The organism is Vibrio sp. KUL78, assembly GCF_059725505.1.
This window is the reverse complement of sequence record NZ_AP045837.1, coordinates 1,948,744-1,973,711: the sequence shown is the minus strand read 5'-3', so window position 1 is coordinate 1,973,711 and position 24,968 is coordinate 1,948,744. Positions and strand designations below refer to the sequence as shown.

Sequence of the window (24,968 nt, the reverse complement as noted above, 5' to 3'; positions counted from 1 at the left end):
GAATATTCTATGAAAGTTGCATTTATCGGTACGGGAATCATGGGTCTGCCTATGGCTAAAAACCTACAGAGCGCGGGCTATGAGTTGGTGTTATCTGATCACTTTACACCGCCTCCTGCAGAGCTAGTGACCCGTGGAGCGACCGTTTGTCATTCGCCAAAAGAGGCTACGAAAATCGCAGATGTTACGATTCTAATGTTGCCTAATACTCCGCAAGTTGAAGAAGTGCTGTTTGACGCTGACGGTGTTGAACAAGGTTTAGCAAACGGTAACAGCAAGCTGGTTATTGACATGAGTTCTATCTCGCCGATGGCTACTCAGTCATTTGCTAAGCGTATCAAAGAAAGTGGTGCTCAGTACCTCGATGCTCCGGTGTCGGGCGGAGAAGTTGGAGCGGTGAACGCGACACTCAGCATTATGGTGGGTGGTGAACAGAAGGCGTTTGATACAGCTAGACCATTGTTTGAAGTGTTAGGCAAAAACATCACGCTGGTGGGTGATAGCGGGGCAGGACAAACTTGTAAAGTCGCCAACCAGATTATCGTAGCACTTAATATTGAAGCGGTATCAGAGGCATTGGTATTTGCATCGAAGGCTGGTGCTGATCCTGCACGTGTGCGTCAGGCACTGCTCGGAGGCTTTGCGAGCTCAAAGATACTCGAAGTACACGGAGAGAGAATGATCGAAGGCAGTTTCAATCCTGGCTTTAAGATTGCGCTTCACCAGAAGGATCTCAACCTAGCCTTAACTGGCGCAAAAGAGTTGGGTGTTGCGTTGCCAAATACAGAAAATGCACAGAACTTGTTTGACGAGTGTGCTGACCAAGGTGGTGAGAATTGGGACCATTCCGCGCTAATTAAAGCGCTTGAAATGCGTTCTAGTCACTCGATTCGCAATGATTGAATCTCATTTAGTTAGAGGCCACTGTTACCTTTAGTTTCCGCATAAATCGCGTAGTTTTGTCTCCTTTTATACGCGTTCCCGAAGTTATACAAACTGCGCAGAAGTTTTCGGCTTCAAACTTCAATAACCAGGCGTAGAGCGTATTGGCTTCGGGATTTTTTATCTCTTGCGCTTGCTCAGAATTCAACACCTCACGCTTTGTACTTAGTGTTTAAATTCATTAAGATGAACCAAGCATGAGTAACGACAGTAAGGACAAGCATGTCGCGCATTAGACGGAAGAATCAAGATCTTATCATTGAAGTCGCCAGTGAGCAGTTTGCTACACATGGCTATGCTGCCACCAAGATGGTAGATATCGCTAAGGCGGCAGACATTCCTAAACCTAATGTGTTCTATTACTTCAGTTCAAAAGATAAGTTGTACTATGCGGTTCTTGAAACCGTAACCCAGCCGCTGCTAGAAGCATCATTGCCTATTGAAGAGCTTGATGACCCTGTTGAAGCACTCACACAGTACATTCGAACAAAACTCATGATTTCCAGAGATCACCCTCACGCATCTCGCGTGTTCGCCAGTGAAGTGATGTCTGGAGCCAAAGTGCTGCCCGAGGGTATTCGAACTAAACTATTTCAACAGTCACAGCTCATATTAGAAAAGTTTGCGAACTGGGCAGAGCAGGGGTTAATGGACGATGTGCCACCACATCATTTGATGTTTGCCATATGGTCTGCAACTCAAACCTACGCCGATTTTAGTTGGCAGATCTGCAGTGTAATGGATAAGCCAGAGTTAACAGACAGTGATTTTGATGAAGCTGCAGCGTTTCTGACCAAGATGGTGATTCAAGGGTGTGGTGTAAAGAGTCGGGTATAAGCTCATGTTTGAAAGGAAATAGTGATACACAGCTGCTCTATTGGTGTGAATAGAATAGGAGCAGCGGTGTCCTTATATTTATCGTTTTAACTCTATGAGTAAGCTACATACTTAGTGCTTTTTGTCTTAAGCGAAGTGCGGCGGCTTTATGGCGCTCAATGAGCTGTGGCATATCCACGCCCATGACAGCACCATCGTGAACTCGCCATTGACCAGCCACCATCACTCGGTCTGCCTGTTGAGCTCCACACAATAGAAGAGCAGCGAGTGGATCGTGACTGCCAGAAAAACGAATGTCATCGAGCTTAAACATAGCGACGTCCGCTTGCTTGCCGACAGCGAGTTCGCCTATATCTGTGCGGCCCATAGCGCGAGCAGAACCTGACGTAGCCCAGCGAAGCGCGTCAAAGTGCGTTACGTTGTTAGAGCCATAGCGAAGGCGTTGCAAATACATCGCCATACGAACTTCCGCTATTAGGTTGGAACCGTCGTTGGAGGCTGAACCGTCTACACCCAAGCCTACTTTCACGCCAGCTTTCTCAAGCTCGTTATTTTTACAGATACCGGAAGCTAGCATCATATTAGAAGTAGGGCAGTGACTTATTCCTACCTCTGCTTTACCAAGTCTGCGGATCTCTTCACTGTTAAAATGGATACCGTGAGCTAACCAGGTGCGCTCATTAAGCCAACCTACGTCCTCTAGGTAATCTACCGGACGCATACCAAATTTCTCAAGACAGAAATCTTCCTCGTCCAACGTTTCGCAGAGATGTGTGTGCGTCATCACCGATTCATTTTTGGCAATTCGCGCCGTTTCTTTCATTAAATCCGTGGTCACAGAAAATGGGGAACAAGGCGCGAGGGCGATTTGAGTCATCGCGCCATCCTCTCGTTGATGATAGCTATTGATCAAGCGTAAGCTGTCGTCAACGATGACCTGTTCCGTTTGTATTGTGTGACGCGGTGGCAGTCCGCCATCATCTTCCCCTAAACTCATCGAGCCGCGAGTAAATATGGATCGTATCCCAAGCTTTTGCGCGGCTTCAACTTGCAAATCTATCGCATGCTCAAGCCCTGTAGGGATTAAATAGTGATGATCCGAGGCTGTCGTACAACCCGAGAGCAATAGCTCAACGAGTGCCAGTTCGGTGGCGACACTCATCATCTCTTGGTCGAGATTTGCCCATACTGGATACAAGCTTTTCAACCAATGAAACAGCTCTTTGTTAAGTGCATCGGGGTAAGCTCTGGTTAGCGTTTGATAAAAGTGATGATGGGCATTGACAAGCCCTGGAGTGACGACATGTTGTGACGCGTCGATAACTGAAGTAATGGTTGTGGTGGGTTCTTGGTTGCTTGCTACTAGCTCGACAATTCGACTGCCCATTACGACGATACCGCCGCCAGCGTCTTCTGAAGTGCCAGTGTAAATAGCAAGTGGATTCTTAATCCATACGGTTTCCATTCATAATAATCCTTAGCCATCTCAGCCTTTTCAGGGAAGAGGGTCTTTTTTGAGTTTTTAGTTGATGAAAAGTGCTCTATATCATTGATTAAGCCATGTATTTGAGCACAAGGGTTATAGCCACTTTGTTGTTAGTAAGCGTTAATTATTGCCTTTTGCAGACAGCTCTGTCTGTGATACTTCTTGGTTTTCTTCTTGTTGCTGAAGCTCATGAATTTCTTGCTTAACCATAGCGCGGCTCTCTTCGTGCGCTTCTTGCTCTTCAAGCTTGCTTGATTTTGGTAAGAACTGATGCAAAAGCACGGTAACGATCGTTCCGGTAGTAATCCCTGAATGAAGGAAATTCGAGAGCTCATGAGGGAAGTGTTGAAGCAAGCGAGGTTCAAACGTGACCGCCAGACCTGATGCCAAACCAACGCAGATGACGAGGGCGTTACGTTTAGTATCAGCCGCTTTAATGAGCATACGAATACCCGCGTAAGCTATCATGCCAAACATGACAAAACCTACACCACCTAATACTGGTTTTGGGATTGTGACTGCAATGGCCGCCAATTTCGGAAACAATCCGCCCAAGATGAGTAATCCACCCGTTGCTGCTACAACGTAACGGCTAGCGACACCGGTAATGCCAACGATGCCCACGTTTTGACTGAATGATGCCAACGGCATTGCCGTTAAACAGGATGCTAGCGTGCTGCCCAGGCCATCGCCAAGCAATCCGCGCTTGAGGTCTTTACCATCGATTTTAGTGTGACAGTTGTTTGCGAGTGCCATAAAGTCACCCGTTGCTTCCGCGATGACAACAATATAAACCAAACTCATACTGACAATGGCGCTGGCTGAAAACGTGAGGCCATACTTAAATGGCTCTGGACCGCCTACCCATGCCGCCGTGCTTATTTGGTTGAGGTCGACCATACCCATGGAAAGAGCGACGATGTATCCACCTGCAAGGCCAATGACAATAGCAGAAGCCGCAACTGCACCTTTACAATAAACAGACACCGCAATCACAATGCCAAGTGATACAGCGGCAAGAAACAGTTTAGGCAAGGTGGCAAACTCACTGCTAACGGCGGGGGCATCACCAACCCAGTTCATGGCAACGGGGAGTATGGTCAGTCCGATCAAGGTAACCACAACACCACTCACAACCGTTGGAAAGAGTTTGCGTACTTTGTCCATGTAGAAGCTCGCCAATATGACGACAAACGAGCCAACCAAGGCAGCCCCCATAATGCCTGATACGCCAGAGTCTTTTCCGATGGAGATAGCAACGCCAAGAAAGGCAAAGCTTGATCCCATAACAACAGGTAGCTTAATTCCGATAGGACCGAAACCGACGCATTGAGCGATGGTGACGATACCAGATGCAAGTAGGGCGGCATTAATGAGTGAGACGATTTCGTCATTCGGTAAGCCAATGGAGGCGCCAACAATGAGTGGTACAGCGACGATACCACCGATAGAGGCCAGCATATGTTGGACGGCCAGTAAAAAGGTCATGCCGTGAGGCGGTTTTTGATTCAGGGTGTACAGAAGTTTCATACTTATTCCTTTAGAGAGCGATGAATCGACTCTTCCTTGGTGGTGACATGGTGACTTCTACAAACTGCGTAGTGATAGTTATCCTGCTCGTCATTTGCGCTGACCTAAACGACAGGTATGAAAGCAAGCAGTAACCGTTAAGCACGATTACCGCTTGAGATTGGTTTAGCCAATGAATACCAGTTTGGCGACGAAAATGGCGCTGAGTAGGTACATTGAAATAGATACGTCTTTGGTTTTACCCGTTGCAACTTTAAGAACGGTGTAAGTGATAAAACCAAGGGCGATACCATTAGCGATAGAGAAAGTAAGCGGCATCATTAGCGCTGTAATGGCTGCTGGGGCACCATTGGTAAAGTCTTTCCAATCGACGTGCTGCATACTGCTCATCATAACGAACGCGACGTAGATAAGAGCGCCAGCGGTAGCGTAAGATGGGATCATACCGGCCAATGGAGAAAGGAAGATTGCCGCAAGGAATAGGGCAGCAACGACAATCGCGGATAGTCCGGTTCTAGCACCTGCTGCTACACCCGCCGCGCTTTCTACATAACTGGTCACAGGTGGACAACCCACACATGCGCCGGCAACACTAGAAATACTGTCGGCTTTAAGTGCCTTACTCAATCCTTCAATTTTGCCTGTCTCTTTGTTGATTAGGTGAGCTCGTTCAGCGACACCCATCAGAGTACCTGCTGTGTCAAACATGTTCACAAAAAGGAAAGCAAGAATCACACTGACCATAGAAACGTTAAGTGCGCCTGAAATGTCCATCGCCAAAAAGGTTGGAGCGATGCTTGGTGGTGCAGAGAAGAAGCCATTATATTGAACAAGTCCCAACATCATGCCAACAATAGTGACGCTCAGAATACCGATCAATACCGCTCCGAACACGCGACGCTCGCTGAGCACCGCGATAATCAAGAAGGCAATAGCTGCTAACAGCGCATCGGGCTTAGTGAAGTCACCTAGAGAGACCAATGTTGCTGGGTTTTCAACAACAATACCTGCGGTTTTCAGGCCGATAAGACCCAAGAAGAGACCGACACCTGCCGTCATCGAGTAGCGTAAACTTTCAGGAATACTCTCAATGATCCACTGTCGTATCTTGTAGAAACTCATACCCACGAAGAGTACACCTGAAATAAACACTGCCCCGAGTGCGACTTCCCAGCTATAGCCCATCTCACTGACAACAGTAAAAGAGAAAAAAGCATTAAGCCCCATACCAGGTGCTAAGCCTACTGGCCAGTTCGCGAACAGTCCCATGAGTAAACAGCCGATGGCTGCACCGATACATGTCGCAACAAAGACGGCGCCTTGGTCCATTCCGGAAGCAGCCATGATGCTAGGGTTAACAAAGATGATATACGCCATAGTAGCGAAGGTAGTGACGCCACCTATTAATTCATTTTTAACGCTAGAACCATGTTGTTTTATCTTAAAAAAGCGCTCTAAGAGGCTGTTTTGGGATGCTTCATTGAGCACTTCTGCTTTGGTTTCATTCATTTTGAGTAAGTCCTTTTCGCATTACCCTGTTTAGTTGAGTGGGTAAAATTTCTATTGCTTATCCTTAAATTGAAAACAGCAGTTCCCATGACTCGACGCGTACCCAAAAGAACGAGTTAAGAGCCATTCCTCACTTGAGGTGGTTCATTTCAATTTGTTGGTGATGCGCGATAACGCGCGGCTCATTTAAAGCTGCATGTGACAACTTCTAAGAGATGGTGAACACCGAGCTAACTGCCTCGGTATGTCGAGAAACTGTATGGCGAGACCAACAGTGGAACGTGATAGTGAGCGTCTTCATCATTGAGGCCAAATCGAATCACAACGTCGTCTAAGAATGGTACATCGTCGAGTTCAACCCCTTTAGCTTGATAGTAGGAGGCGACATGAAACACCAGCTGATACTTGCCAGACAGAAACTGTTCACCCTCTAGGATAGGGGTGTCGGTGCGTCCGTCTGAGTTAGTTACTACTTCTTTGATGAACTGGATGTCGTTTCCTTCTACTCGAAATAGCTCTAATCGAATCTCTGCACCTGGAACACCGTTGGTCGTATCCAAAACATGTGTAGTCAGTCTTCCCATATTGCTTTCGTACCTAGGTACGCTCCTTGATTAGCTGATTCAATCTTGTATACAACGAGGTCGTATCAAGAACTTTATTGATATTAATATGTACACAATTAAATCGATTAGTAAAGTTTTACGTTACAAGTATGTTGAATTAATTCTCTGCTTTGTGATGGTGCAAAGCGCACTAAAATGTAGCTAGGCTAGAGGTTTTTGACTTTAAATTATTGATTTTATTTGCATTAAATGTAGAAAATAATTCAACAAACAAAATCTTTACATTAAGATAAATTATTGTATACAATTAAGTTAACGAAATGAGTCATGAACTTGCGGTGGCAGGTTCATTCAGATGGTTAAGGAGTCTGTGGATGAATAAGGATTATTCACGTAACCTCGTCGGCTATGGAGCCAACCCTCCAAACCCTAAATGGCCGAACAACGCGCGAGTTGCGGTCTCTTTTGTATTGAATTACGAAGAAGGGGGAGAGCGTTGTGTCTTGCACGGAGACGATGAGTCGGAAGCGTTTCTCTCAGAAATTCCATCGGCGGCACCGATCAAAGGTGAGCGTCATATCAGCATGGAATCCATCTATGAGTATGGTAGCCGTGCAGGTGTATGGCGTGTTCTGCGTCTATTCGAACAATACGATATCCCTCTAACGATATTTGCTGTAGCGATGGCGGTCGAGCGTTATCCGGAGGTGGCGAAAGCCATGAAGGAAGCGGGTCATGAGATATGTAGTCATGGCTATCGTTGGATTGACTATCAGTATATGGATGAATCACAAGAGCGTGATCACATGACGAAGGCCATCTCTATCATTAAAGAGATCACGGGTGAACGACCACTTGGCTGGTATACAGGACGCACCGGTCCTAACACTCGTCGCTTAGTTGCTGAAGAAGGCGGCTTCTTGTATGACTCTGACGCCTACGACGATGACCTGCCGTATTGGCATACAGAAACAGGTCGACCACAGTTGGTTATTCCGTACACATTAGACGTTAACGATATGCGATTTGCTACCACACAAGGTTTCAACTCTGGTGAGCAGTTCTATCAGTACCTAAAAGACACTTTTGACACCTTATACGAAGAGGGCGAACACGCACCTAAGATGATGTCAGTAGGGCTTCACTGTCGTTTGATTGGTCGCCCTGGAAGAATCGCTTCTCTTCGACGTTTCTTAGACTACGTCAAACAACATGAAGATGTATGGCTTTGTCGAAGAGTGGATATTGCGAAGCACTGGCACGAGCATCATCCATACGACCCGAATCAATAATAACAATCACAAGGAGCAAAGTGATGACGCAATTTAAACACTGTAAGCCAACGGAAATGGTTCGAGACGAGTTTGTCTCTTGCTTTGCTGATATCTATGAACACAGCCCTTGGGTTGCAGAATCGGTGTTTGATTCAGGAATTGAACCTGATGATGACCACATTGAGAGCCTGCATTTGAAAATGTCGATGACACTGTTAAATGCTACGGAAACCAAGCAACTCGATTTGATTAATGCTCACCCTGATTTGGCAGGGCGCGCCGCTATTAATGGCGAACTAACGGCAGCCTCGACGGCTGAACAAGCTGGTGCCGGTATAGACCAGTGTTCAGAGGAAGAGTTTGCCAAATTTACCACCTACAACAACGAATACAAAAGTCGCTTCAACTTCCCTTTTATCATGGCAGTAAAGGGGGCCAATCGTTACCAAATTCTTGAATCGTTCGAGATGCGATTAGGCAATGATAGTGAAACTGAGTTTGTTACAGCACTTAACGAGATCAACAAGATAGCGTTATTTCGCTTAAGAGATATGTAAGTCAGGGAAACGGCAGCTATCTCTCTCATTTTATTATTAATTGAATAATTGAACTGGATGACAAGAAATGTCTTTGAAAATTGAACAATACATTAATCTAGCAGATGACAAATTGGGCGCTGAAGCGCTCTACGCCACGGATGACTTTTTCGCGGATAAGAGCCGCTTGCTCAGCCGATTAGATCCGGTATGGAAAGATGACGTCTATGATGACAACGGTAAGTGGATGGACGGCTGGGAAAGTCGTCGTAAGCGTGGAGAAGGTTACGACTACTGCATCGTTAAACTAGGTTTGGCGGGAACAATAGCTGGCGTTGATATCGATACGTCCTTCTTTACGGGCAACTACCCACCATCAGCTTCTATTGATGCTATTTATAGTCCAGAGGTTGACCCAACAAACTCAGAAGAATGGGAAGAAATTCTACCCTCTCAGAGTTTATCTGGAGATCAGCACCACATCAGTGAGATCGATAGTGACAAAGTTTACACCCACGTAAGACTCAACATCTATCCCGACGGTGGTGTTGCACGTTTACGCGTCTATGGCACGCCAAGTGTCGATTGGGATGCCATCGACGAGCTGCAGCAAATTGACCTCGCCGCCGTAGAACATGGTGGAAGAGCGTTAGCGTGTAGCGATGAGCACTACGGAAACAAGTCCAACATATTAGGACCAGGTCGTGGTGAAAACATGGGTGATGGCTGGGAAACCGCGCGCCGCAGAACGCCAGGTAATGACTGGGTTATCGTTGCGCTAGGCCATGCGGGTAATGTGGGTCGAGTCGTTGTTGATACTGCACACTTTAAAGGTAATTACCCTGACAGCTGCTCGATTCAAGCTGCTTATGTGAAGGGTGGCACAGATGATCAGGTCGCAACTCAAAGCTTATTCTGGAAAGAGTTGCTACCGTCTCAAAAGCTCAATGCACACTCGATTCATGAGTTCGTATCAGAGGTTAATGAGATCGGACCGATCACCCATGTACGATTGAACATCTTCCCTGACGGCGGTGTTAGTCGCTTGCGCCTATTTGGCACCAAGGCGGACTAAACTTAGTAGAGGGAATTGATATGAGTACTGGTATACGCCGAATTGAAATAGAGCCTCTCAACAAGCATGCGTTTGCTGAGTTTGGTGATGTCATCGAGGTGGAAAATAGCGACTATTTTATGATCAATAACGGATCAACGCGTCGTTATCACAAGCTAGCAGAGGCTGACGTGGAAGAGCAGGGTGGCAGAGCCATCATGAGTATCTTTCAGGCGACGCCTTTGCAATATCCGCTGACTATCAAAATGTTAGAAAGGCACCCACTTGGCTCACAAGCGTTTATACCATTACTCGGGAAACCGTATCTTATCGTCGTTGCTCCCAAAGGAGACAACCCTTCTTTGGAGCACTGCAGAGCATTTTTGAGCAATGGTCAGCAAGGTGTGAACTATCACAAGGGCGTTTGGCATCATCCAGTTTTAGCGTTAACCGACCAAGACCAGTTTCTAATTGTAGATAGAGCTGGCGATGGGAATAACTGTGATGAGGTGTTCTTTAGTGAGGGACTGGTTCAGCTAAGCCTGGAAGGTCTGCCCATTGACCTAGATGAGATACAAAAAGATAAGGATGAGCAGCGAGTCTCTGTCTAAGCTGCTGACGAGGAGTGTGTTATGGATCCACACGTAACAGAATGGCTGAACCTGATTATTCGTTGGGTTCACATGATAGTAGGTATCGCATGGATTGGTGCGTCATTCTACTTTGTATGGTTAGAGAATAACCTTAATCGCACAAATCCCCGCGATGGTCTTTCCGGCGATCTGTGGGCGATTCATGGTGGTGGGATTTACCACCTTGAGAAATACAAGCTTGCACCACCTAAGATGCCAGAAAACTTGCATTGGTTTAAGTGGGAAGCGTATTTCACTTGGATAACCGGTGTATTGCTTTTAGGCGTGGTGTATTACCTCAACGCTGAGATTTACTTGGTTGCTCCGGGCTCTGGTATTGATTCCACCACCGCGATAATGATAGGTGTGGCGTCTCTAGTAGCAGGTTGGGTCATTTATAACGTGCTTTGTAACTCAGCCCTAGGTAAAACGCCAATAGTCTTAGGTATTGTGTTGTTTGTCGGCTTAGTGGCTGCAGCGTATGGGTTGACTCAAGTGTTCAGTGGTCGCGGGGCCTACATCCATGTCGGTGCTATTATCGGGACCATTATGGTAGGTAATGTGTTCTTCGTTATCATGCCAGCTCAGCGTAACTTAGTGAAAGCGATTGAAAACAATCAAGAGCCTGATCCTGCGTTACCAGCGAAAGGGTTGCTGCGCTCAAGACACAATAACTATCTGACGTTGCCTGTGCTGTTCATTATGATCAGTAATCACTTTCCAAGTACCTATGGCCACGAATATAACTGGGCGATCTTAGCGGGTTTATCAGTGTTCAGCATCTTAGTGAGACACTATTTCAATACACGTCACGGTAGCCAAAAATTTGCTTGGACGATTCCTGCTGCTGCTTTAGGCATGGTGACTCTTGCTTTTGTCTCGTCTCCGTATGCGAACAGACCATCGACGCCAGTCGCTAAAGCACCAGTGACACAAGCTCAGGCTAGCTCTGAAGAAATGCAAACGGGCAATGACCAGATTGCTCAGTCTCAAGGTCATGATGGCTCGATTCCGTTTTCACAGATTAATCAGGTCATTCAAGAGCGATGCTCTGTGTGTCATTCCGCAACGCCAACACACGCTGCATTTCAGACTGCGCCTGGTGGAGTCGTGTTGGATACGCCAGAAGAGATCAAAGTGAATGTCCCGCGTATTGTCGCGCAGACAGTAACAACAAAAGTGATGCCACTTGGCAACCTCACTCAAATGACCGATGAAGAGCGTACTCTAATTGGAGAGTGGGTAGAGCAAGGTGCTCAGATTCAGTAGCATGTTTATCTAACATAGTTATTTAACATAGTTAATGAGCGTCGTTCATAACAAAAGCCGTCCGAACTGGGACGGCTTTTGTCTTTGGAACTACCCAGAATGTTGCGCTTCAGAGCTTAAGCAGCGATCTCGTACTCTTTGTCTTTATATTGCTTCGCTATGTCGATGAATTGTTGTTCAACAGCCAAAAATGCATCCACAACTTCAGGGTCGAAATGCTGCCCGCGCCCTTCGACGATAATGGCCTTGGCCTTGTCGTGACTAAAGGCGGGTTTATAGACGCGTTTCGAAATAAGAGCATCATAGACATCGGCCAATGCCATTAGTCGTCCTGATAAAGGAATATCCTCTTCGGTAAGCCCTTTAGGATAGCCACTGCCGTCCCACTTTTCATGATGGGTCAGAGAAATTTCTTTCGCTACTCGCAGGAAGGAGCTGCTGCCAAGTTGCTGCTCAGCGATAGAGAGTGCTTCCGCACCGATCACTGGGTGCGATTTCATGATGTCGAACTCCTCATCAGTCAGTTTTCCTGGTTTAAGTAGAACATCATCGGGGACGCCAACTTTGCCAATATCGTGCAAAGGAGCCGACTTGTAGAGAAGATCTATATAGCTAGGTGAAAGCAGGGTGTTGTGCTTCGGGTGCGCTGAGAGCTCGACCGCTAACGCCTTAACATATTCTTGTGTGCGCAGAATATGCGCACCGGTTTCGTTGTCGCGAGACTCCGCAAGTGCCGATAAGCTAACAATCGCCACATCGCGAGTGACAGCCACTTCGTCTTGGCTATCTTGTAGAGTATCGATCATCGCATTGGTCATGCGAGCTACAGCACCAAACTCATCGTTATTGTAGATCGGCAACCTAGTGTCTATGTGACCCGCGGCAACTTTCTTAAGCGCAGCTTCTTGGTCTGCTAGGATGCGCTTCATTAATTGACTCCACAGTTTCATGATGTAAATAGAGTAGCCAATGAGCACGGAAGCAACGTAGGCGAATTCTTTAATTATGCTGATCTTGCCACTGCCGTCGAGCACACGTTCTGGATTGTGCTCCAACCAGAACACGTCTTTTAAAGCGACCATGCTTAAGGTAATAGTTAGAGTCACTAGCAGCAGCAAAACAAGTGCGATAGCCTGTCCCATCATTGACTGACGTTCATTGGTTTGTAATGTGATAGGAGATGAATCCTGATCGAATTGTTCGACGTTCTCTAACTGTGCTCGAAGGTTGAGAATAAACCCAGTGAGAAACCCGAACATGGTCAAACCAAACACGACCTTGAGGTTACTATCGATCGGAAACTCATAACTGAGGGAATAAAACATCGCTAGAGGAATGCTCGCTATCAGGAACAAGCCAGCATCCAACTTAGCAAGGTTTGAAAAGCCTAGGTGCTCTAATCTCGAAGAGATTATGTGTCGCGCCGCGAACAACGCAGTAAAAGTAATTCCAGTATGTATTAAGACCTCTGAAAGTGTCAGCGTCTCTAACATAGGACACACGCGCCCGCCATAAATGCCAAACAAAGTGCCAGCTAACAGGTACAGCCAAAAGGTAAAGGAAAGGTCGTATCGTGGAGTGTTCATTAACGCGCTTTTATAAAGTCCATTTTGAGGCGAATATCAATAACACAAAATTTAACAATTAGTAAGCGGAGTGGTCACAACCCATTGAATTTTTGGAAACTAAACACTCCATTGGGTTGGAGGTTGAAAGATAGAAATACAATGAAAAGCGACCTAGCCAGGGTCGCAGAGTAGATTAAACGCTCTTGATTTGATTATTAATGAAGCACAGTTGCTCGTAAAGCGCAGTTGTTTTTGGCATCGTGACGCCATGACTAGCGGCTAAATCAATGGCGTTTTTGTACATATATTGAATCTCAAGCTCTCGATTATTGCGCCTATCTAGCAGCATACTGGTCAAGTAGGGCTTCATTTTAGCGGTGTTGCGTAGCATGGTGTCAATGAGTGACATCGGGATCTCTGTGTCAGTAGTTTGGGCGGCATGCTGAACTTCGATCATAATTGCCTTTGATAAACCTACTAACTCAGCGCAATCCATCATTGTTGCAGTATCTGAATCCAGAACTGCAGACAAGCCGTTGAATGGCACATTCCAAAGTAACTTTTTCCAACGCGCATCGATGATTTTGGGGTCTACATCGACTTCGACGCCACTTTGGGTCAAATCACTTGCGAATGCGTGTAATGCGTCGATTCCACTTTGGCCGTATACGCCAATAGTAATGCGTCCGTAATCAATGTGGTCAATATGTCCAGGGCCCACCTTGTTCGAGCAAATAAAACACAAACCACCACCAACGAAAGGCAGGTCGAACGCCTCTGCTATCTCTTGTTCTGCACCGATTCCGTTTTGGAGCAGCATGACTAATGTGTTTGGTTTTAGCAATGGTTGAATGAGGCTTTCGAGTAGATGATTCTGGGTAGTTTTGAGCGCGACGAGTACGACGTCTGCTTTTGGCATGTCAGTAGGCGTGCTGTATGCGTTGAGGTCACATGAAGGAATAGAAAAATCGCCATAGTGCGAGTCGATACGTAAACCGTTATCAACAACATGTTGGTAGTCACTGTTTAATAGGAAGTGGACGTCATGACCTCCATGATGGAGTCTTGCACCGTAGTAACCTCCAATCGCGCCTGTTCCAATTACTGCGAATACCTTTTTGCTCATGTCCAGTCCCTATTTCTAATATGTACTCGTATTACTGTACAGGAAAATAGTTGGGAATGAAGTGCTACGCTTGAAAGAGTGCAGCAATAAGGAAATAAACAGTGGCGAATTTTACGGGCGTGATTTTGGTGTTGCTCAGTGTCATAGTCGGCACCACGTTAGCTTCACAGGCAGGCGTTAATGCACAGCTTCGAACCGGGCTAAGTTCTCCACTTCAGGCAGCGTTTATTTCGTTTGTGATTGGGACCATCGTACTCGGTACATTAGTCGTGCTGGAAGGAAAGCCTTGGTTTCCTACAGGAAGTTTAAAGAATCTTCCTTGGTGGGCGTGGTTGGGTGGTTTTTTAGGGGCCTTTAATATTGCAATGTCGATCTATCTAGCACCTAAGTTAGGGGCTTTAGCGCTTGCGATCTCGATTGTTTGTGGGCAGGTCATCGCGTCTCTTTTTTACGATCAGTACGGGCTTTTGGGCTACCCTAAGATCGAACTATCGCCCCACCGGATCGGAGGGGCGATCTTGATAGTGATCGGCGTGATTCTTGTCGCTAATCACCCTAGCAAAGGCAATTGACTCTTAAGTCAGATTAGCCTGCAATTGCTACGCGTTTAATGTCCAGCTTAGTGTCTTCGAATGTGTCTTTGTCGACCTTACCAGAGATAATCACTGTATCGGTTGGAGACACTTCAACACCACGCCAGTCTTCGTTCTCAACCTCGATAACAATGGTGTTTTGACCGTCAGTGAATTGGTACTTTTCATCACCTAGAGAGTGGGTAATGTTGCCAGTGATTTGAACCGCAGTGTCGTCTTTTGCTTCCAACGCTTGTGCAACAGTCGTTTGCGCGCCAAGGGTAGGACCGTTAAAACCGCCTTGAGCAGGCATTGATTTAGCTGCTGCGAAACCAGACGTTAGGATTAGTGCTGTAGCGATGATAACTTTTTTCATAATAACCTCGATTTAGACATCTTTGTTTAGTTGACGATGTCAGTATGCATCCGTCTAGATTAACTAACCTTGAAATGAATATTCAGAATTCGTTCATGTTTGAAAAAGGTGAAAAAAGTTGTTGTTTGAGGGAGGAGTTGAGGATGGGCGTGGTTTGTACTGATGGTCACATAGGTAACACTTTAAACCGGCCACATAGGTAACACCCTATGTTGGCCGAATTACTTTTCCAACAACTTCATCGACAATCCCTAATCTCATTTCTCCAAATCGAAGCAACCAACATCGATTGTCGATATATTCCAAACTGACGTACTCGCCTAATAGTCTTCTAGTGACATAAATGGCTTGCCCGTTAAGTTTAATATAGCCGCCACATTTCACCTTTCTGACTTCATGTTCGCTAGGATATTCCAGCGGTGGTAATTGATTGGGGAATGGTCGAGGAGACTTTCTATAAACATCTGCAGGACACTTCCCTAACCCAAGAGATTGATGAGGACGCTCTTCATTGTATTGCAATTTGAAGCGATTAAGAGCCCGTTGCTGAGCCGATAAATTGCCCTTCGGTGGTTTGGCTACCTCAGCCTTCAAGGTTCTATGCATCCTTTCATGCCGGCCATTCTGTTGTGGGCACCCCGCCTTAATTCTCTCAGGATAGATACCAAGACGAACTAGCCAGATTGATAGCGGAGTAAGCCCTCCTAAGGTTACACAGGCAAATGGCCAGCCATTGTCCGTTCGAATCATTCTAGGTAAGCCATACTCCCGAAAAGCCGCTTCATAAGCACTTTGTACAGCGGGCAGTTTGGTGTTGTAGAGTCCTTTACACACCAGGAGCATACGACTGCAATTGTCAGTGAGAGTGAGTGGGTAACACCACCTATCGTTCCCCATTTTAAACTGACCTTTAAAGTCGGCACTCCAAACATCATTTGGCTCCATCGCATGAGCAAGAGGCTGAGTTTGAGGTGGCGTCGTCAGTCTTCTTCTCTTGGGTTTGACAAGGTTGTGGCGCTTAAGGATTTCACCAATGGTACTTGGCGCAGGCCAATGCTGAGAAGGGTTAGAACGATAGAGGGCGGAGTGTATTTTGACAGGCCCCCAGTTTGGATAACGAACCTTTAAATCAAGTATCCGTTTCACAACCCAGTCCGGCGTTTGATTGGAATGGGTATGTCTAGCTCGACTCAAGTCAGCTAAACCAGTCATTCCTTGCTCGCGGAAACGGTTGATCCATTTGTAGCCTGTTTTACGAGCTATGCCATAACGCTGGCACAGCTCGCTAATAGAAAATCGATGGCTAAGCCAATCTTCAATGAAAAGTTCTCTTTGGCTCATGATACAAGTCTCTTCCCATGGCATAAGCTTCTCCTCTTCGAAGCTTACACATTAGCACTTGTTACCCATGTGCCCGGTTAGAACTGTTACCTATGAGCCCGGTCAATACCCGTTTGTAGAAGACCCCTGCCTGCGCAGGGGTGACGACAATTTGGGTTCGGATAAACTATAACCCCGTCATTCCACTGGCAGTGCGCCTGCGCAGAGATGACTACTATTTGGAATGTGAGGAAGTTACAACTCGCGTCATTCCTGCGCAGGCAGGAATCTTCTTGCGGCTAGGTGGACGCTTTGAGAAGACCTCTGCCTGCGCACGCGCACGGCTAGTGGGTTGACGACTGTTTAATGTAATACAGTTGACTACCCTTAACTCACCATTCTCTTATCACGTTCACCTTTCGCGTCATACGCTAAGTCACCATAGATATAAGTTTCACAAACCGTTCGGTCATCACCGAGGCTCATTAACACAAACAGCTTTTCTTCAAGCGTTGTTGCTTGATTCATCCTAAAGCGCATCAGTTGCGTCGCGTGGAGATCCAGAACCACAAAGTCAGCTTCTTTGCCTATTTCTAAGTTGCCGATTTTATCTTCTAAGTGCAGAGCCTTCGCACCGCCCAGTGTGGCAAGAAACAGTGATTTGATTGGGTGCAGCTTTTCTTGCTGTAGCTGCATAATCTTATACGCCTCACTCATGGTCTGTAGTATGGAAAAACTGGTGCCTGCTCCAACGTCCGTACCCATGCCAACGCGTATGCCTTTATCTTCCATCTTGTTGAGCTTAAATAAGCCAGAACCTAGGAATAGGTTTGAGGTTGGACAAAAAGCAATGGCGGACTCGGTATCCGCTAGACGTTGACATTCGCAATCTGAAAGATGAATACCATGGGCGAATACCGAGCGCTTGTGAAGCAAGCCGTAGTGGTCGTAAACATCTAAATAGCTTTTTCGCTCTGGAAATAGATCCAGCACCCACTCGATCTCTTTTTTGTTTTCTGAAAGGTGAGTGTGCATATAGACGTCAGGGTATTCCTCAAGCAGCTTTCCAACCATAGCGAGTTGCTCAGGTGTGCTAGTAGGAGCAAACCGCGGTGTGACAGCGTAATGTAGGCGTCCGCGATGGTGCCACTTCTCGATAAGCTCTTTTGATGCTTGGTAGCCAGATTCTGGTGTATCAGTAAGGTAATCCGGAGCATTGCGATCCATTAACACTTTACCGCAAATCATTCGCAGGTTTCGACGTTCAGCTTCTCCAAAGAAGACATCCACAGACTCTTTGTGCACGGTACCAAACACCAACGCGGTTGTCGTGCCGTTGCTGGCAAGTTCATCCAGAAACAGCTTCGCCACTTTGAGTGCATAAATAGGGTTTTGAAAGCGTCGCTCTTCTGGGAAGGTATAGTTTTCCAGCCAATCAAGAAGCTGCTCACCATAAGAGGCAATCATGCCTGTCTGAGGGTAGTGGATATGAGTATCGATAAAGCCGGAGGTGATGAGCTTATCTTTATAAGTCTTAATCTTCATTGGCTTTGTGTGTCTGGCCAATATATCGGTTGCGCTGCCGATGTCGACGATGTGACCGTTTTCCACCACGATCATGCCGTCTTCAAAAAATTGATATGAGTTCTCTAGACCCACATCTTTGGGGTCAGCAATGCTATGTAAAATGCTGGCACGGTAGGCCTTGCGTTGTGTTGTCATGACACTTCCTTTCTCTGCCCGAATTCTTCAGGCAGTATTATTATTTTAATCCTTTAGCGGCCTTTTAGCCTGCTTGGTATAGCTCTTGGCGTGATTGCTCTTGGCGCGTGTTCGCGGGGCGCTTTTGCTCTATCGGGTTGCCTTGGTAATGCGAAATCAGCTCACCCGCAACCGAGACAGCAATCTCTGCCGGGTGCTTGCCAGTGACCGCTCCGATACCTATCGGGCAGGTCATGGTGTTGATTTCATCTTGATTAAAGCCACGTTGTGCCAAACGGAAGTCAAACTTCTTACGCTTGGTCAGAGATCCAATCATCCCAAAGTAGTTGCTGTCACCGCGCTTGATAATCGCTTTTGCCAGATCGAAATCGAGTTGATGATTGTGAGTCATCACGAGGTAGTAACTGTTTGGTGGCATTTGAGCGATTTCACCAACTGGGTCGTCACTCACAAGCTTGTTGACGCCTTGTGGCAAAGTTTCTGGGAATTCAGCCTCACGTTCATCAATCCACGTTACTCTGAAGGGCAGGGTAGCGACAATATGAACCAACGCTTTTGCCACATGACCTGCACCAAAAAGTACCAAATGCTTTTGCGAAGTGCCAATAGGTTCAAAGCTGAGCGTTGCCATACCACCACAGCATTGTCCTAATCGAGCACCCAAATTAAATCTTTCTACTTTTAGGCTTTGCTCTCCAGAAAGAAGCATTTCTCGTGCCATTTTAGAAGCGACATGCTCTAAATGACCGCCTCCAATGGTCGCGATGATGTTGTCTCGCGTTACCAGCATTTTTGTACCTGCATCTCGCGGCACGGAGCCGCGATCTTCAAGTACGGTCACCATGACACAAGGTTCGTGTTGTTCTTCGAGCCTAGCAAGCTCATGAATCCAGTTATCCTTAAACATAGTGACCTCCTGTTAATGGGTTTCCGTGAAGGGTGCCGTGTTAACACTCTGTCCTTGTGTCACGGCTTGTACCGCCATTAACACACGCTCTGGTGTTGCAGGGGTATCCAGTTTGGGAATCGCACCATCAACGGCGACATAAGAGATGGCGTCTTTTAGCGCACTCCAAACGGACATGCCGAGCATGAAAGGCGGTTCACCCACAGCTTTGGAGTTGAACACGGTGTCTTCAGGGTTACTTCGGTTTTCAAGAAGATGCGTTCTAAAATCGATCGGCATGTCTGCAATGGCTGGTATCTTGTAGCTTGCAGGGCCATTCGTCATCAAACGTCCTTGCTCATTCCAGACGAGCTCTTCGGTTGTCAACCAACCCACGCCTTGAACGAAGCCACCTTCCACCTGACCAATGTCGATAGCCGGGTTAAGCGACGCGCCTACATCATGCAAGATATCCACGCGTAAGATTTTGTACTCGCCAGTGAGAGTATCGATGATGACTTCGGAACACGAAGCGCCATAAGCGTAGTAATAGAACGGGCGGCCACGTGCTTTTTCATGGTCGTAGTAGATTTTAGGCGTGCGATAAAAACCTGTGCTCGATAGTGAGATTTGGTTCATCCACGCTAGTTGTGCAAAGTCTGCAAACGTCATGATCTGTTCGCGTATTTGGACCATGCCATTTTTGAACAGTACTTCTTCAGGGGTGACTTTAAAGTGAGCAGAAGCAAATTCAATCAGACGCTGTTTAATGGTTATTGCGGCGTTTTGTGCAGCTTTACCGTTGAGATCGGCGCCCGATGAGGCCGCCGTGGGCGAGGTGTTCGGTACCTTGTCGGTGTTGGTAGCGGTGATTTGGATACGGTCAACATCTACTTGAAACTCCTCTGCAACGATTTGCGCCACTTTGATATTCAGACCTTGCCCCATCTCAGTACCGCCGTGGTTTAGGTGAATACTGCCATCGGTATAGATATGAATCAGTGCGCCTGCTTGGTTTAGGAAGGTGGCGGTAAACGAGATACCAAATTTGACGGGTGTGATAGACAAACCCTTTTTCAAAATCGGACTGTTTTTGTTGAACTCAGCGATCTCTTTACGCCTTGCGTGGTAATCACTGCTTTGTTCTAACTGCTCAGTGATTTCAGGAAGGAAGTTATCTTCCACTGTTTGGTAGTAGTGGGTAACGTTTCGACCCTCTTCACCGTAGTAGTTGGCTTTGCGAACTTCTAACGGGTCTTTATTTAGGTAGCGGGCGATCTCATCCATGATGTGTTCAATGGTCATCATCCCCTGAGGACCACCAAAACCACGGTAAGCTGTGTTCGAAGCGGTATTGGTTTTGCAGCGGTGTCCGGTAACGGTCGCATCACCCAAATAGTAAGCATTGTCAGAGTGGAACATGGCACGGTCGACAATCGAGCTCGACAGATCTGGCGAGTAGCCACAGTTACCGGCGACAACAATATCGGCACCTTGAATCACACCGTTATCATCAAACCCAATCTTATATTGGTTGTAGAATGGGTGACGTTTACCGGTCATGGTCATATCTTCATTGCGAAGCAGACGCATCTTGGTTGGTCGACCGGTTAAATGAGCGATCACTGCCGCCATACAAGCAGGCGCTGCCGCTTGCGTTTCTTTACCACCGAAACCACCGCCCATGCGGCGCATGTCGATTACCACTTTGTGCATTGCAACTCCGAGTACTTCAGAGACCAGTTTTTGCACTTCTGTTGGGTTTTGCGTAGAGGTATAAACAATCATGCCGCCGTCTTCGGTTGGCATCACGCTGCTCACCTGAGTTTCGAGATAGAAGTGCTCTTGCCCGCCAATTTCGATTTCACCCTCGATGACGTGCTTAGCGTTTGCGAGTGCTTTGGCGGAGTCACCGCGCTTTTGCTGGTGGCTTTCCGTCACGAAATGCTTTTTCGCGAGTGCTTCTTTGACATCCAGAATGGCAGGTAGTGGCTCGTATTCAACGATGGCTGCGTGTGCTGCTTTTCTTGCAGTTTCAAGATCGCTCGCCGCCACTGCAATGACAGGCTGACCGTAGTACTCGACGATGCCATCGGCAAGCAGAGGATCACCGGGAAGGATAGCGCCAATATCAAGCTGTCCTGGCACGTCTTTGGACGTAATCGCAATAGCAACGCCAGCGAAATCATAACAAGGAGAGACGTCTATCTTCGTGATTTTTGCGTGTGCTTGTGTGCTTAGTAGTGCGTAGACATGAAGTTGGTTTGGGAACTCAAGTCTGTCATCGATATAGACAGCCTCACCCGTCACTTGTTTTGGCGCACTATCGTGCTTAACACTTTTTCCAACACCTGTTTTAAGATCTTGTTTGACGATAGCAACCATCTCTTCGTGAGTCAGCTGCTGATGATTCACATTAGACATAAGATGTTACCCTCGTTTCAATCAGATTGTTGGTGTTATTGGTTTCAATGTAATAGCGTTTGAGCATATTGGCTGCGGTGAGGCTCCGGTAAGTTTGGCTTGCGCGAAAATCTGATAGGGGCTCAAAGTCGTTACTCAGTGCTTCCATTGCGTTACTAATAGTCTCTTCATTCCAAGGCTGTCCGACTAGCGTCTTCTCACAAGAGATTGCTCGTTTCGGTGTTGCTGCCATGCCGCCAAAGGCAATACGAGCACTCACTACATGGTTATCTTCCACCTCAATGCTGAAAGCACCACAAACTGCTGAAATATCGTCATCTAAACGTTTAGAGAGCTTGTAAGCGCGGAATGTGCTTGATGATGGTTTAGGTATAAAGATTTTTTCAATGAACTCGCTAGGCTGCTGCGCGGTGACTTTGTAGCTGATGAAGTAGTCCTCAATAGGCATAACACGTGTTTCATCACCACAGCGTAGTTGGATTTTTGCGTCAAGAGCGATGAGCAGCGGTGGGGTGTCTCCGATAGGCGAAGCGTTAGCAATATTGCCACCTATAGTGCCTTGATTTCTAACTTGCAAAGAGGCGAAGCGGTGCAACAGTTCACCAAAATCGGGGTAGTGCTTGTTTAGTAGTGTATAGGCATCGCTGATTGGAAGGTTTGCGCCGATCTCTAGGCTGTCTTCGGTCTCTTGGCAAACTTTCATCTCTTCGACAAGATTTACACTGATAAGGGTTTCTATCTCGCGATGGAACTGGGTAACTTCGAGCGCCAAATCTGTACCACCGGCAACCAGTTTGGCTTGTGGATGAGCTTTGTATAGTTTGGCAAGCTCTTCAGTGTTCTTTGGAGAAAATGCGGTAAGGTGTCCAAGACGAAGACTTGCTTCTTCATTTTGGATTTTTTCAAGCTTAGCGATGGTTGCTCGCTCAAGCTCTGAAAATTGGTCAACGATTTGTTGTTCCGAACACAGTGACAACGCAGAATCGACGATGGGTCGGTAACCCGTGCAGCGGCAAAGGTTGCCAGCCAGAGACTCCATCACATCGGCTTTGTTAGCATTCGGCTTGTTCTTAGTCAGTGCGAACATTGACATGATAAATCCAGGCGTACAGTAGCCGCACTGAGAGCCATGAAACTCGACAATGGCTTGTTGAACTGGGTGAAGTGACTTATCGCGGGCTTGCAGATCTTCTACCGTGATAAGTTGCTTGCCGTGAAGAGCAGAAATAAAAGTGAGGCAGGAGTTAACGCTGCGATACTCGAGCTTGCCATCGACGAGCTCACCAAGCACTACGGTACATGCACCGCAATCACCAGAACCACATCCTTCCTTGGTGCCTGTTTTTTTAACATGAGTGCGCAGATAGTTCAGCACCGTCATGTTTGGGGAGACATTTACTTCCTGTCTGATTTCTTGATTGAGTAAAAAAGTAATCAAGAGACCTCCTTGTACAGTGTATTCATGAAATTATTTTTTCTGACCTTCGGGTCAATAATTGGCTAAATTGACCACAAGGTCAACTATTAATTTACAAGTTGGCAACATTTCTAATGGGTTGAGATCAAGGTCAAATTGGGAGTTGTGGCTAGGTTGTTGGTTTGGAAAGTGTTGTATGGTGGAGAATACCGCTGTGTGCGATACAAAAAATCATCGTTGAAAAAGTAGGGGTTTTTGGCATCTATGTCGTCATCCCCTTGTAAAAGGGGATCTTTTGCAGCGCGTTGACAAATCGATTTGGCAAGGTATGTATGTGTTTGAGATGAGTCACTCGCGTCAGGAGATCCTCACTTGCGTGAGGATGACGAGCTTTCTTTGGGCATACAACTTAGTTTTAGAGAGGTTTTAAGTTAACTCGCTTTGTTCTTCAAAACATCTGAGAACACGACATGCAAGTCGTTGGAGGCCATACTGTCATCGAGGTTGAGCTTAGAGCGAATATGGTCAAGGTGCTCGCTCATCAACGCGAGTGCTTTCTCTCTATTACCTGCTTCTATGGCGTCTAGTAACTCGCTATGTTCATCTTGGGAGCAGTTGGAGTGATTGCCCGTCTCATACATAGCGATGAGAAGAGATGATTGAGATACGATGCTTCTTTGGAAGGCCAAAAGGGGAGCATTATCTGCCATCTCGGCAAGTTTGATATGAAACTCACCAGAGAGCCTTAGCCCCTTACCGTAGTCATCTTGGGCGAAGGCTTGGTTTTCCTGTTCTACCAACTTGCGGCACTCGGCAATTTGCAGTTTCGTCGCATGTTCCACTGCAAGCTCTATGATAGCGATTTCAAGTATTTCTCGCGCTTTGAATATTTGCTTCGCCTCTTCAACAGATGGGGCTGAAACGGTCGCGCCTCGGTTGGGTTTGATATCGATGACTTTTTCAATGGATAGTCTCAGTAGCGCACGACGTATTATGGTTCTGCTCACGCCAAAGATCTCAGCTAATGCTTCTTCGCTAAGTTTTGTCGCGGGTGGCAGTCTTTGTTCGAGAATAGCGTCGAAAATATGGCAATAAACCACGTCGTCTTGGGTCTGTCCTGCGACTTTGGTCTTCACGCCTTTGTTTACTGAGTTTTTCAGGTTTCCCATTTGGATACAGCACTCTACAGTTTTCATTCCTTGTTAAGACAATAATACTTCACTTTGTATACAAATAGCCACTACGACCAGATTTTGTGAAACAACCTGCAATAATAAGAACAATAAAGGTTAAGAGTCGACTTGCGTTGGTGAGAAGGAGGAACATTTCCTCCTTCGATCGATGAGAAGTAAGTTCGAGTTAGATCCCGAAGTCATAGCCTTTGTAGATATCAGAGAGTGTTTTCGGCTTTTTACTGCGTTTTGACTGCGCAGTGTGTTGTTGACTCTGTAGCGCTTCAGCATGAGCTTGCGCAGATTTCATGAATTCAGGATTGGCCATCGCTTTTTTACGCAGCTCGTTGATGCGTTCTAGTCTTTCTTGCAACATAACTACACCTCATGAATTACTGTATGTACAAACAGTATATGTAGTAACTGTATAAAGATCCAGTATTGATGTGCAATCGTTAGATTTTCTGTTTTTTAGTCAATTGTTGATGAGTTGATGAGGGAATACTTGGTGGAAATTGACGTAGAAGTTACCAATCTTGACTTAAGTATGTGATTTAGATCAAACAATTGTGATTGTCTTGGGGTACAAAATTTGCGCGCTTTAACATAAGGGGTGCGCTTGGTTGCATTTGTTTGGTTATTGAAAGGGAGGTAAAGATTTCTAGGGTTAGCAAGATGTTAAAATCACAAGGCTACGTGCTAACTTGATGTAAATTAACAAAAACATAGAGATTAGCTTGTTTTTTGAAC

Annotated in this window: 21 protein-coding genes and 2 pseudogenes; 9 read left to right on the top strand and 14 right to left on the bottom strand. The window is 46.4% G+C overall.

The genetic code is table 11. The features are described 5' to 3' along the window. Window positions 1–9 precede the first annotated feature (9 nt). On the top strand, window positions 10–903 hold the full coding sequence (locus AC6I8Y_RS09250; RefSeq protein ID WP_498019987.1) for a 2-hydroxy-3-oxopropionate reductase: 894 nt from the start codon (window positions 10–12) through the stop codon (window positions 901–903). A gap of 261 nt (window positions 904–1,164) precedes the next feature. Beyond that, entirely contained in the window at window positions 1,165–1,779 is a 615-nt protein-coding gene (locus AC6I8Y_RS09245; RefSeq protein ID WP_498019986.1) for a TetR/AcrR family transcriptional regulator, read from the top strand. Window positions 1,780–1,882: 103 nt separating this feature from the next. Here AC6I8Y_RS09245 and AC6I8Y_RS09240 read toward each other — a convergent pair whose 3' ends face one another. The 4 genes from AC6I8Y_RS09240 to uraH all read right to left on the bottom strand — a co-directional run bounded on the left by AC6I8Y_RS09240 (window position 1,883) and on the right by uraH (window position 6,888). Then, a complete protein-coding gene (locus AC6I8Y_RS09240) occupies window positions 1,883–3,244 on the bottom strand; it encodes an 8-oxoguanine deaminase (protein ID WP_498019985.1) in 1,362 nt (453 codons plus the stop codon). A 141-nt stretch (window positions 3,245–3,385) separates the two neighbouring features. Continuing rightward, window positions 3,386–4,795, bottom strand: coding sequence for a nucleobase:cation symporter-2 family protein (locus AC6I8Y_RS09235; protein ID WP_252011101.1), 1,410 nt, complete (start codon window positions 4,793–4,795; stop codon window positions 3,386–3,388). A 165-nt stretch (window positions 4,796–4,960) separates the two neighbouring features. Continuing rightward, on the bottom strand, window positions 4,961–6,304 hold the full coding sequence (locus AC6I8Y_RS09230) for an NCS2 family permease (RefSeq protein WP_498019984.1): 1,344 nt from the start codon (window positions 6,302–6,304) through the stop codon (window positions 4,961–4,963). A 230-nt stretch (window positions 6,305–6,534) separates the two neighbouring features. Further along, entirely contained in the window at window positions 6,535–6,888 is a 354-nt protein-coding gene (gene uraH, locus AC6I8Y_RS09225) for a hydroxyisourate hydrolase (RefSeq protein WP_498019983.1), read from the bottom strand. Window positions 6,889–7,244: 356 nt separating this feature from the next. Here uraH and puuE point away from each other — a divergent pair, with 356 nt between their 5' ends. From puuE to AC6I8Y_RS09195, 6 genes and pseudogenes are all read left to right on the top strand, one after another. Next, window positions 7,245–8,162 (top strand): allantoinase PuuE, encoded by a 918-nt coding sequence (gene puuE / locus AC6I8Y_RS09220; RefSeq protein WP_498019982.1) that lies wholly within the window; start codon window positions 7,245–7,247, stop codon window positions 8,160–8,162. Window positions 8,163–8,185: 23 nt separating this feature from the next. Then, the gene (gene uraD, locus AC6I8Y_RS09215; RefSeq protein WP_498019981.1) at window positions 8,186–8,701 is read left to right on the top strand and encodes a 2-oxo-4-hydroxy-4-carboxy-5-ureidoimidazoline decarboxylase; all 516 of its coding nucleotides are present in this window, start codon (window positions 8,186–8,188) and stop codon (window positions 8,699–8,701) included. Window positions 8,702–8,768: 67 nt separating this feature from the next. Beyond that, window positions 8,769–9,755: an allantoicase gene (alc, locus tag AC6I8Y_RS09210; RefSeq protein ID WP_394151377.1), complete on the top strand. Its 987-nt coding sequence runs from the start codon at window positions 8,769–8,771 to the stop codon at window positions 9,753–9,755. Between the two features lie 20 nt (window positions 9,756–9,775). After that, the gene (locus AC6I8Y_RS09205) at window positions 9,776–10,345 is read left to right on the top strand and encodes an ureidoglycolate lyase (protein WP_498019980.1); all 570 of its coding nucleotides are present in this window, start codon (window positions 9,776–9,778) and stop codon (window positions 10,343–10,345) included. A 21-nt stretch (window positions 10,346–10,366) separates the two neighbouring features. Continuing rightward, a pseudogene (locus AC6I8Y_RS09200) lies at window positions 10,367–11,324 on the top strand (urate hydroxylase PuuD); the annotation flags it as partial. 56 nt (window positions 11,325–11,380) lie between these two features. Then, a pseudogene (locus AC6I8Y_RS09195) lies at window positions 11,381–11,635 on the top strand (urate hydroxylase PuuD); the annotation flags it as partial. Between the two features lie 116 nt (window positions 11,636–11,751). Here AC6I8Y_RS09195 and AC6I8Y_RS09190 read toward each other — a convergent pair. Together AC6I8Y_RS09190 and AC6I8Y_RS09185 are read right to left on the bottom strand one after the other, a co-directional pair. Beyond that, window positions 11,752–13,221, bottom strand: coding sequence for an HD-GYP domain-containing protein (locus tag AC6I8Y_RS09190; protein WP_498019979.1), 1,470 nt, complete (start codon window positions 13,219–13,221; stop codon window positions 11,752–11,754). Window positions 13,222–13,396: 175 nt separating this feature from the next. Continuing rightward, entirely contained in the window at window positions 13,397–14,329 is a 933-nt protein-coding gene (locus tag AC6I8Y_RS09185) for a 2-dehydropantoate 2-reductase (protein WP_498019978.1), read from the bottom strand. A gap of 101 nt (window positions 14,330–14,430) precedes the next feature. Between AC6I8Y_RS09185 and AC6I8Y_RS09180 the strand changes: the two genes are divergently transcribed. Beyond that, window positions 14,431–14,901 carry a DMT family transporter gene (locus AC6I8Y_RS09180; protein WP_234495839.1) on the top strand — a complete coding sequence of 157 codons (471 nt, stop codon included), beginning with the start codon at window positions 14,431–14,433 and terminating at the stop codon, window positions 14,899–14,901. A 13-nt stretch (window positions 14,902–14,914) separates the two neighbouring features. Here the strand turns inward: AC6I8Y_RS09180 and AC6I8Y_RS09175 are convergent, their stop codons facing one another. From AC6I8Y_RS09175 to AC6I8Y_RS09140, 8 genes are all read right to left on the bottom strand, one after another. Next, the gene (locus AC6I8Y_RS09175; protein WP_234495840.1) at window positions 14,915–15,277 is read right to left on the bottom strand and encodes a YgiW/YdeI family stress tolerance OB fold protein; all 363 of its coding nucleotides are present in this window, start codon (window positions 15,275–15,277) and stop codon (window positions 14,915–14,917) included. Between the two features lie 207 nt (window positions 15,278–15,484). Then, window positions 15,485–16,618, bottom strand: coding sequence for an integrase core domain-containing protein (locus AC6I8Y_RS09170; RefSeq protein ID WP_498019977.1), 1,134 nt, complete (start codon window positions 16,616–16,618; stop codon window positions 15,485–15,487). Between the two features lie 366 nt (window positions 16,619–16,984). After that, entirely contained in the window at window positions 16,985–18,319 is a 1,335-nt protein-coding gene (gene guaD, locus AC6I8Y_RS09165; RefSeq protein ID WP_252011081.1) for a guanine deaminase, read from the bottom strand. A gap of 64 nt (window positions 18,320–18,383) precedes the next feature. Next, window positions 18,384–19,226 (bottom strand): xanthine dehydrogenase accessory protein XdhC, encoded by an 843-nt coding sequence (gene xdhC, locus AC6I8Y_RS09160; RefSeq protein WP_498019976.1) that lies wholly within the window; start codon window positions 19,224–19,226, stop codon window positions 18,384–18,386. Window positions 19,227–19,238: 12 nt separating this feature from the next. Further along, window positions 19,239–21,629: a xanthine dehydrogenase molybdopterin binding subunit gene (gene xdhB, locus AC6I8Y_RS09155; RefSeq protein WP_498019975.1), complete on the bottom strand. Its 2,391-nt coding sequence runs from the start codon at window positions 21,627–21,629 to the stop codon at window positions 19,239–19,241. Then, window positions 21,622–23,010, bottom strand: a complete 1,389-nt coding sequence (xdhA, locus tag AC6I8Y_RS09150) for a xanthine dehydrogenase small subunit (protein WP_498021484.1) — start codon at window positions 23,008–23,010, stop codon at window positions 21,622–21,624. Before xdhA ends, xdhB begins: the two co-directional genes overlap by 8 nt. Before the next feature lie 467 nt (window positions 23,011–23,477). Next, on the bottom strand, window positions 23,478–24,215 hold the full coding sequence (locus tag AC6I8Y_RS09145; protein WP_252011075.1) for a GntR family transcriptional regulator: 738 nt from the start codon (window positions 24,213–24,215) through the stop codon (window positions 23,478–23,480). 190 nt (window positions 24,216–24,405) lie between these two features. Further along, on the bottom strand, window positions 24,406–24,594 hold the full coding sequence (locus AC6I8Y_RS09140; RefSeq protein WP_042472651.1) for a hypothetical protein: 189 nt from the start codon (window positions 24,592–24,594) through the stop codon (window positions 24,406–24,408). Between the last annotated feature and the right edge of the window lie 374 nt (window positions 24,595–24,968).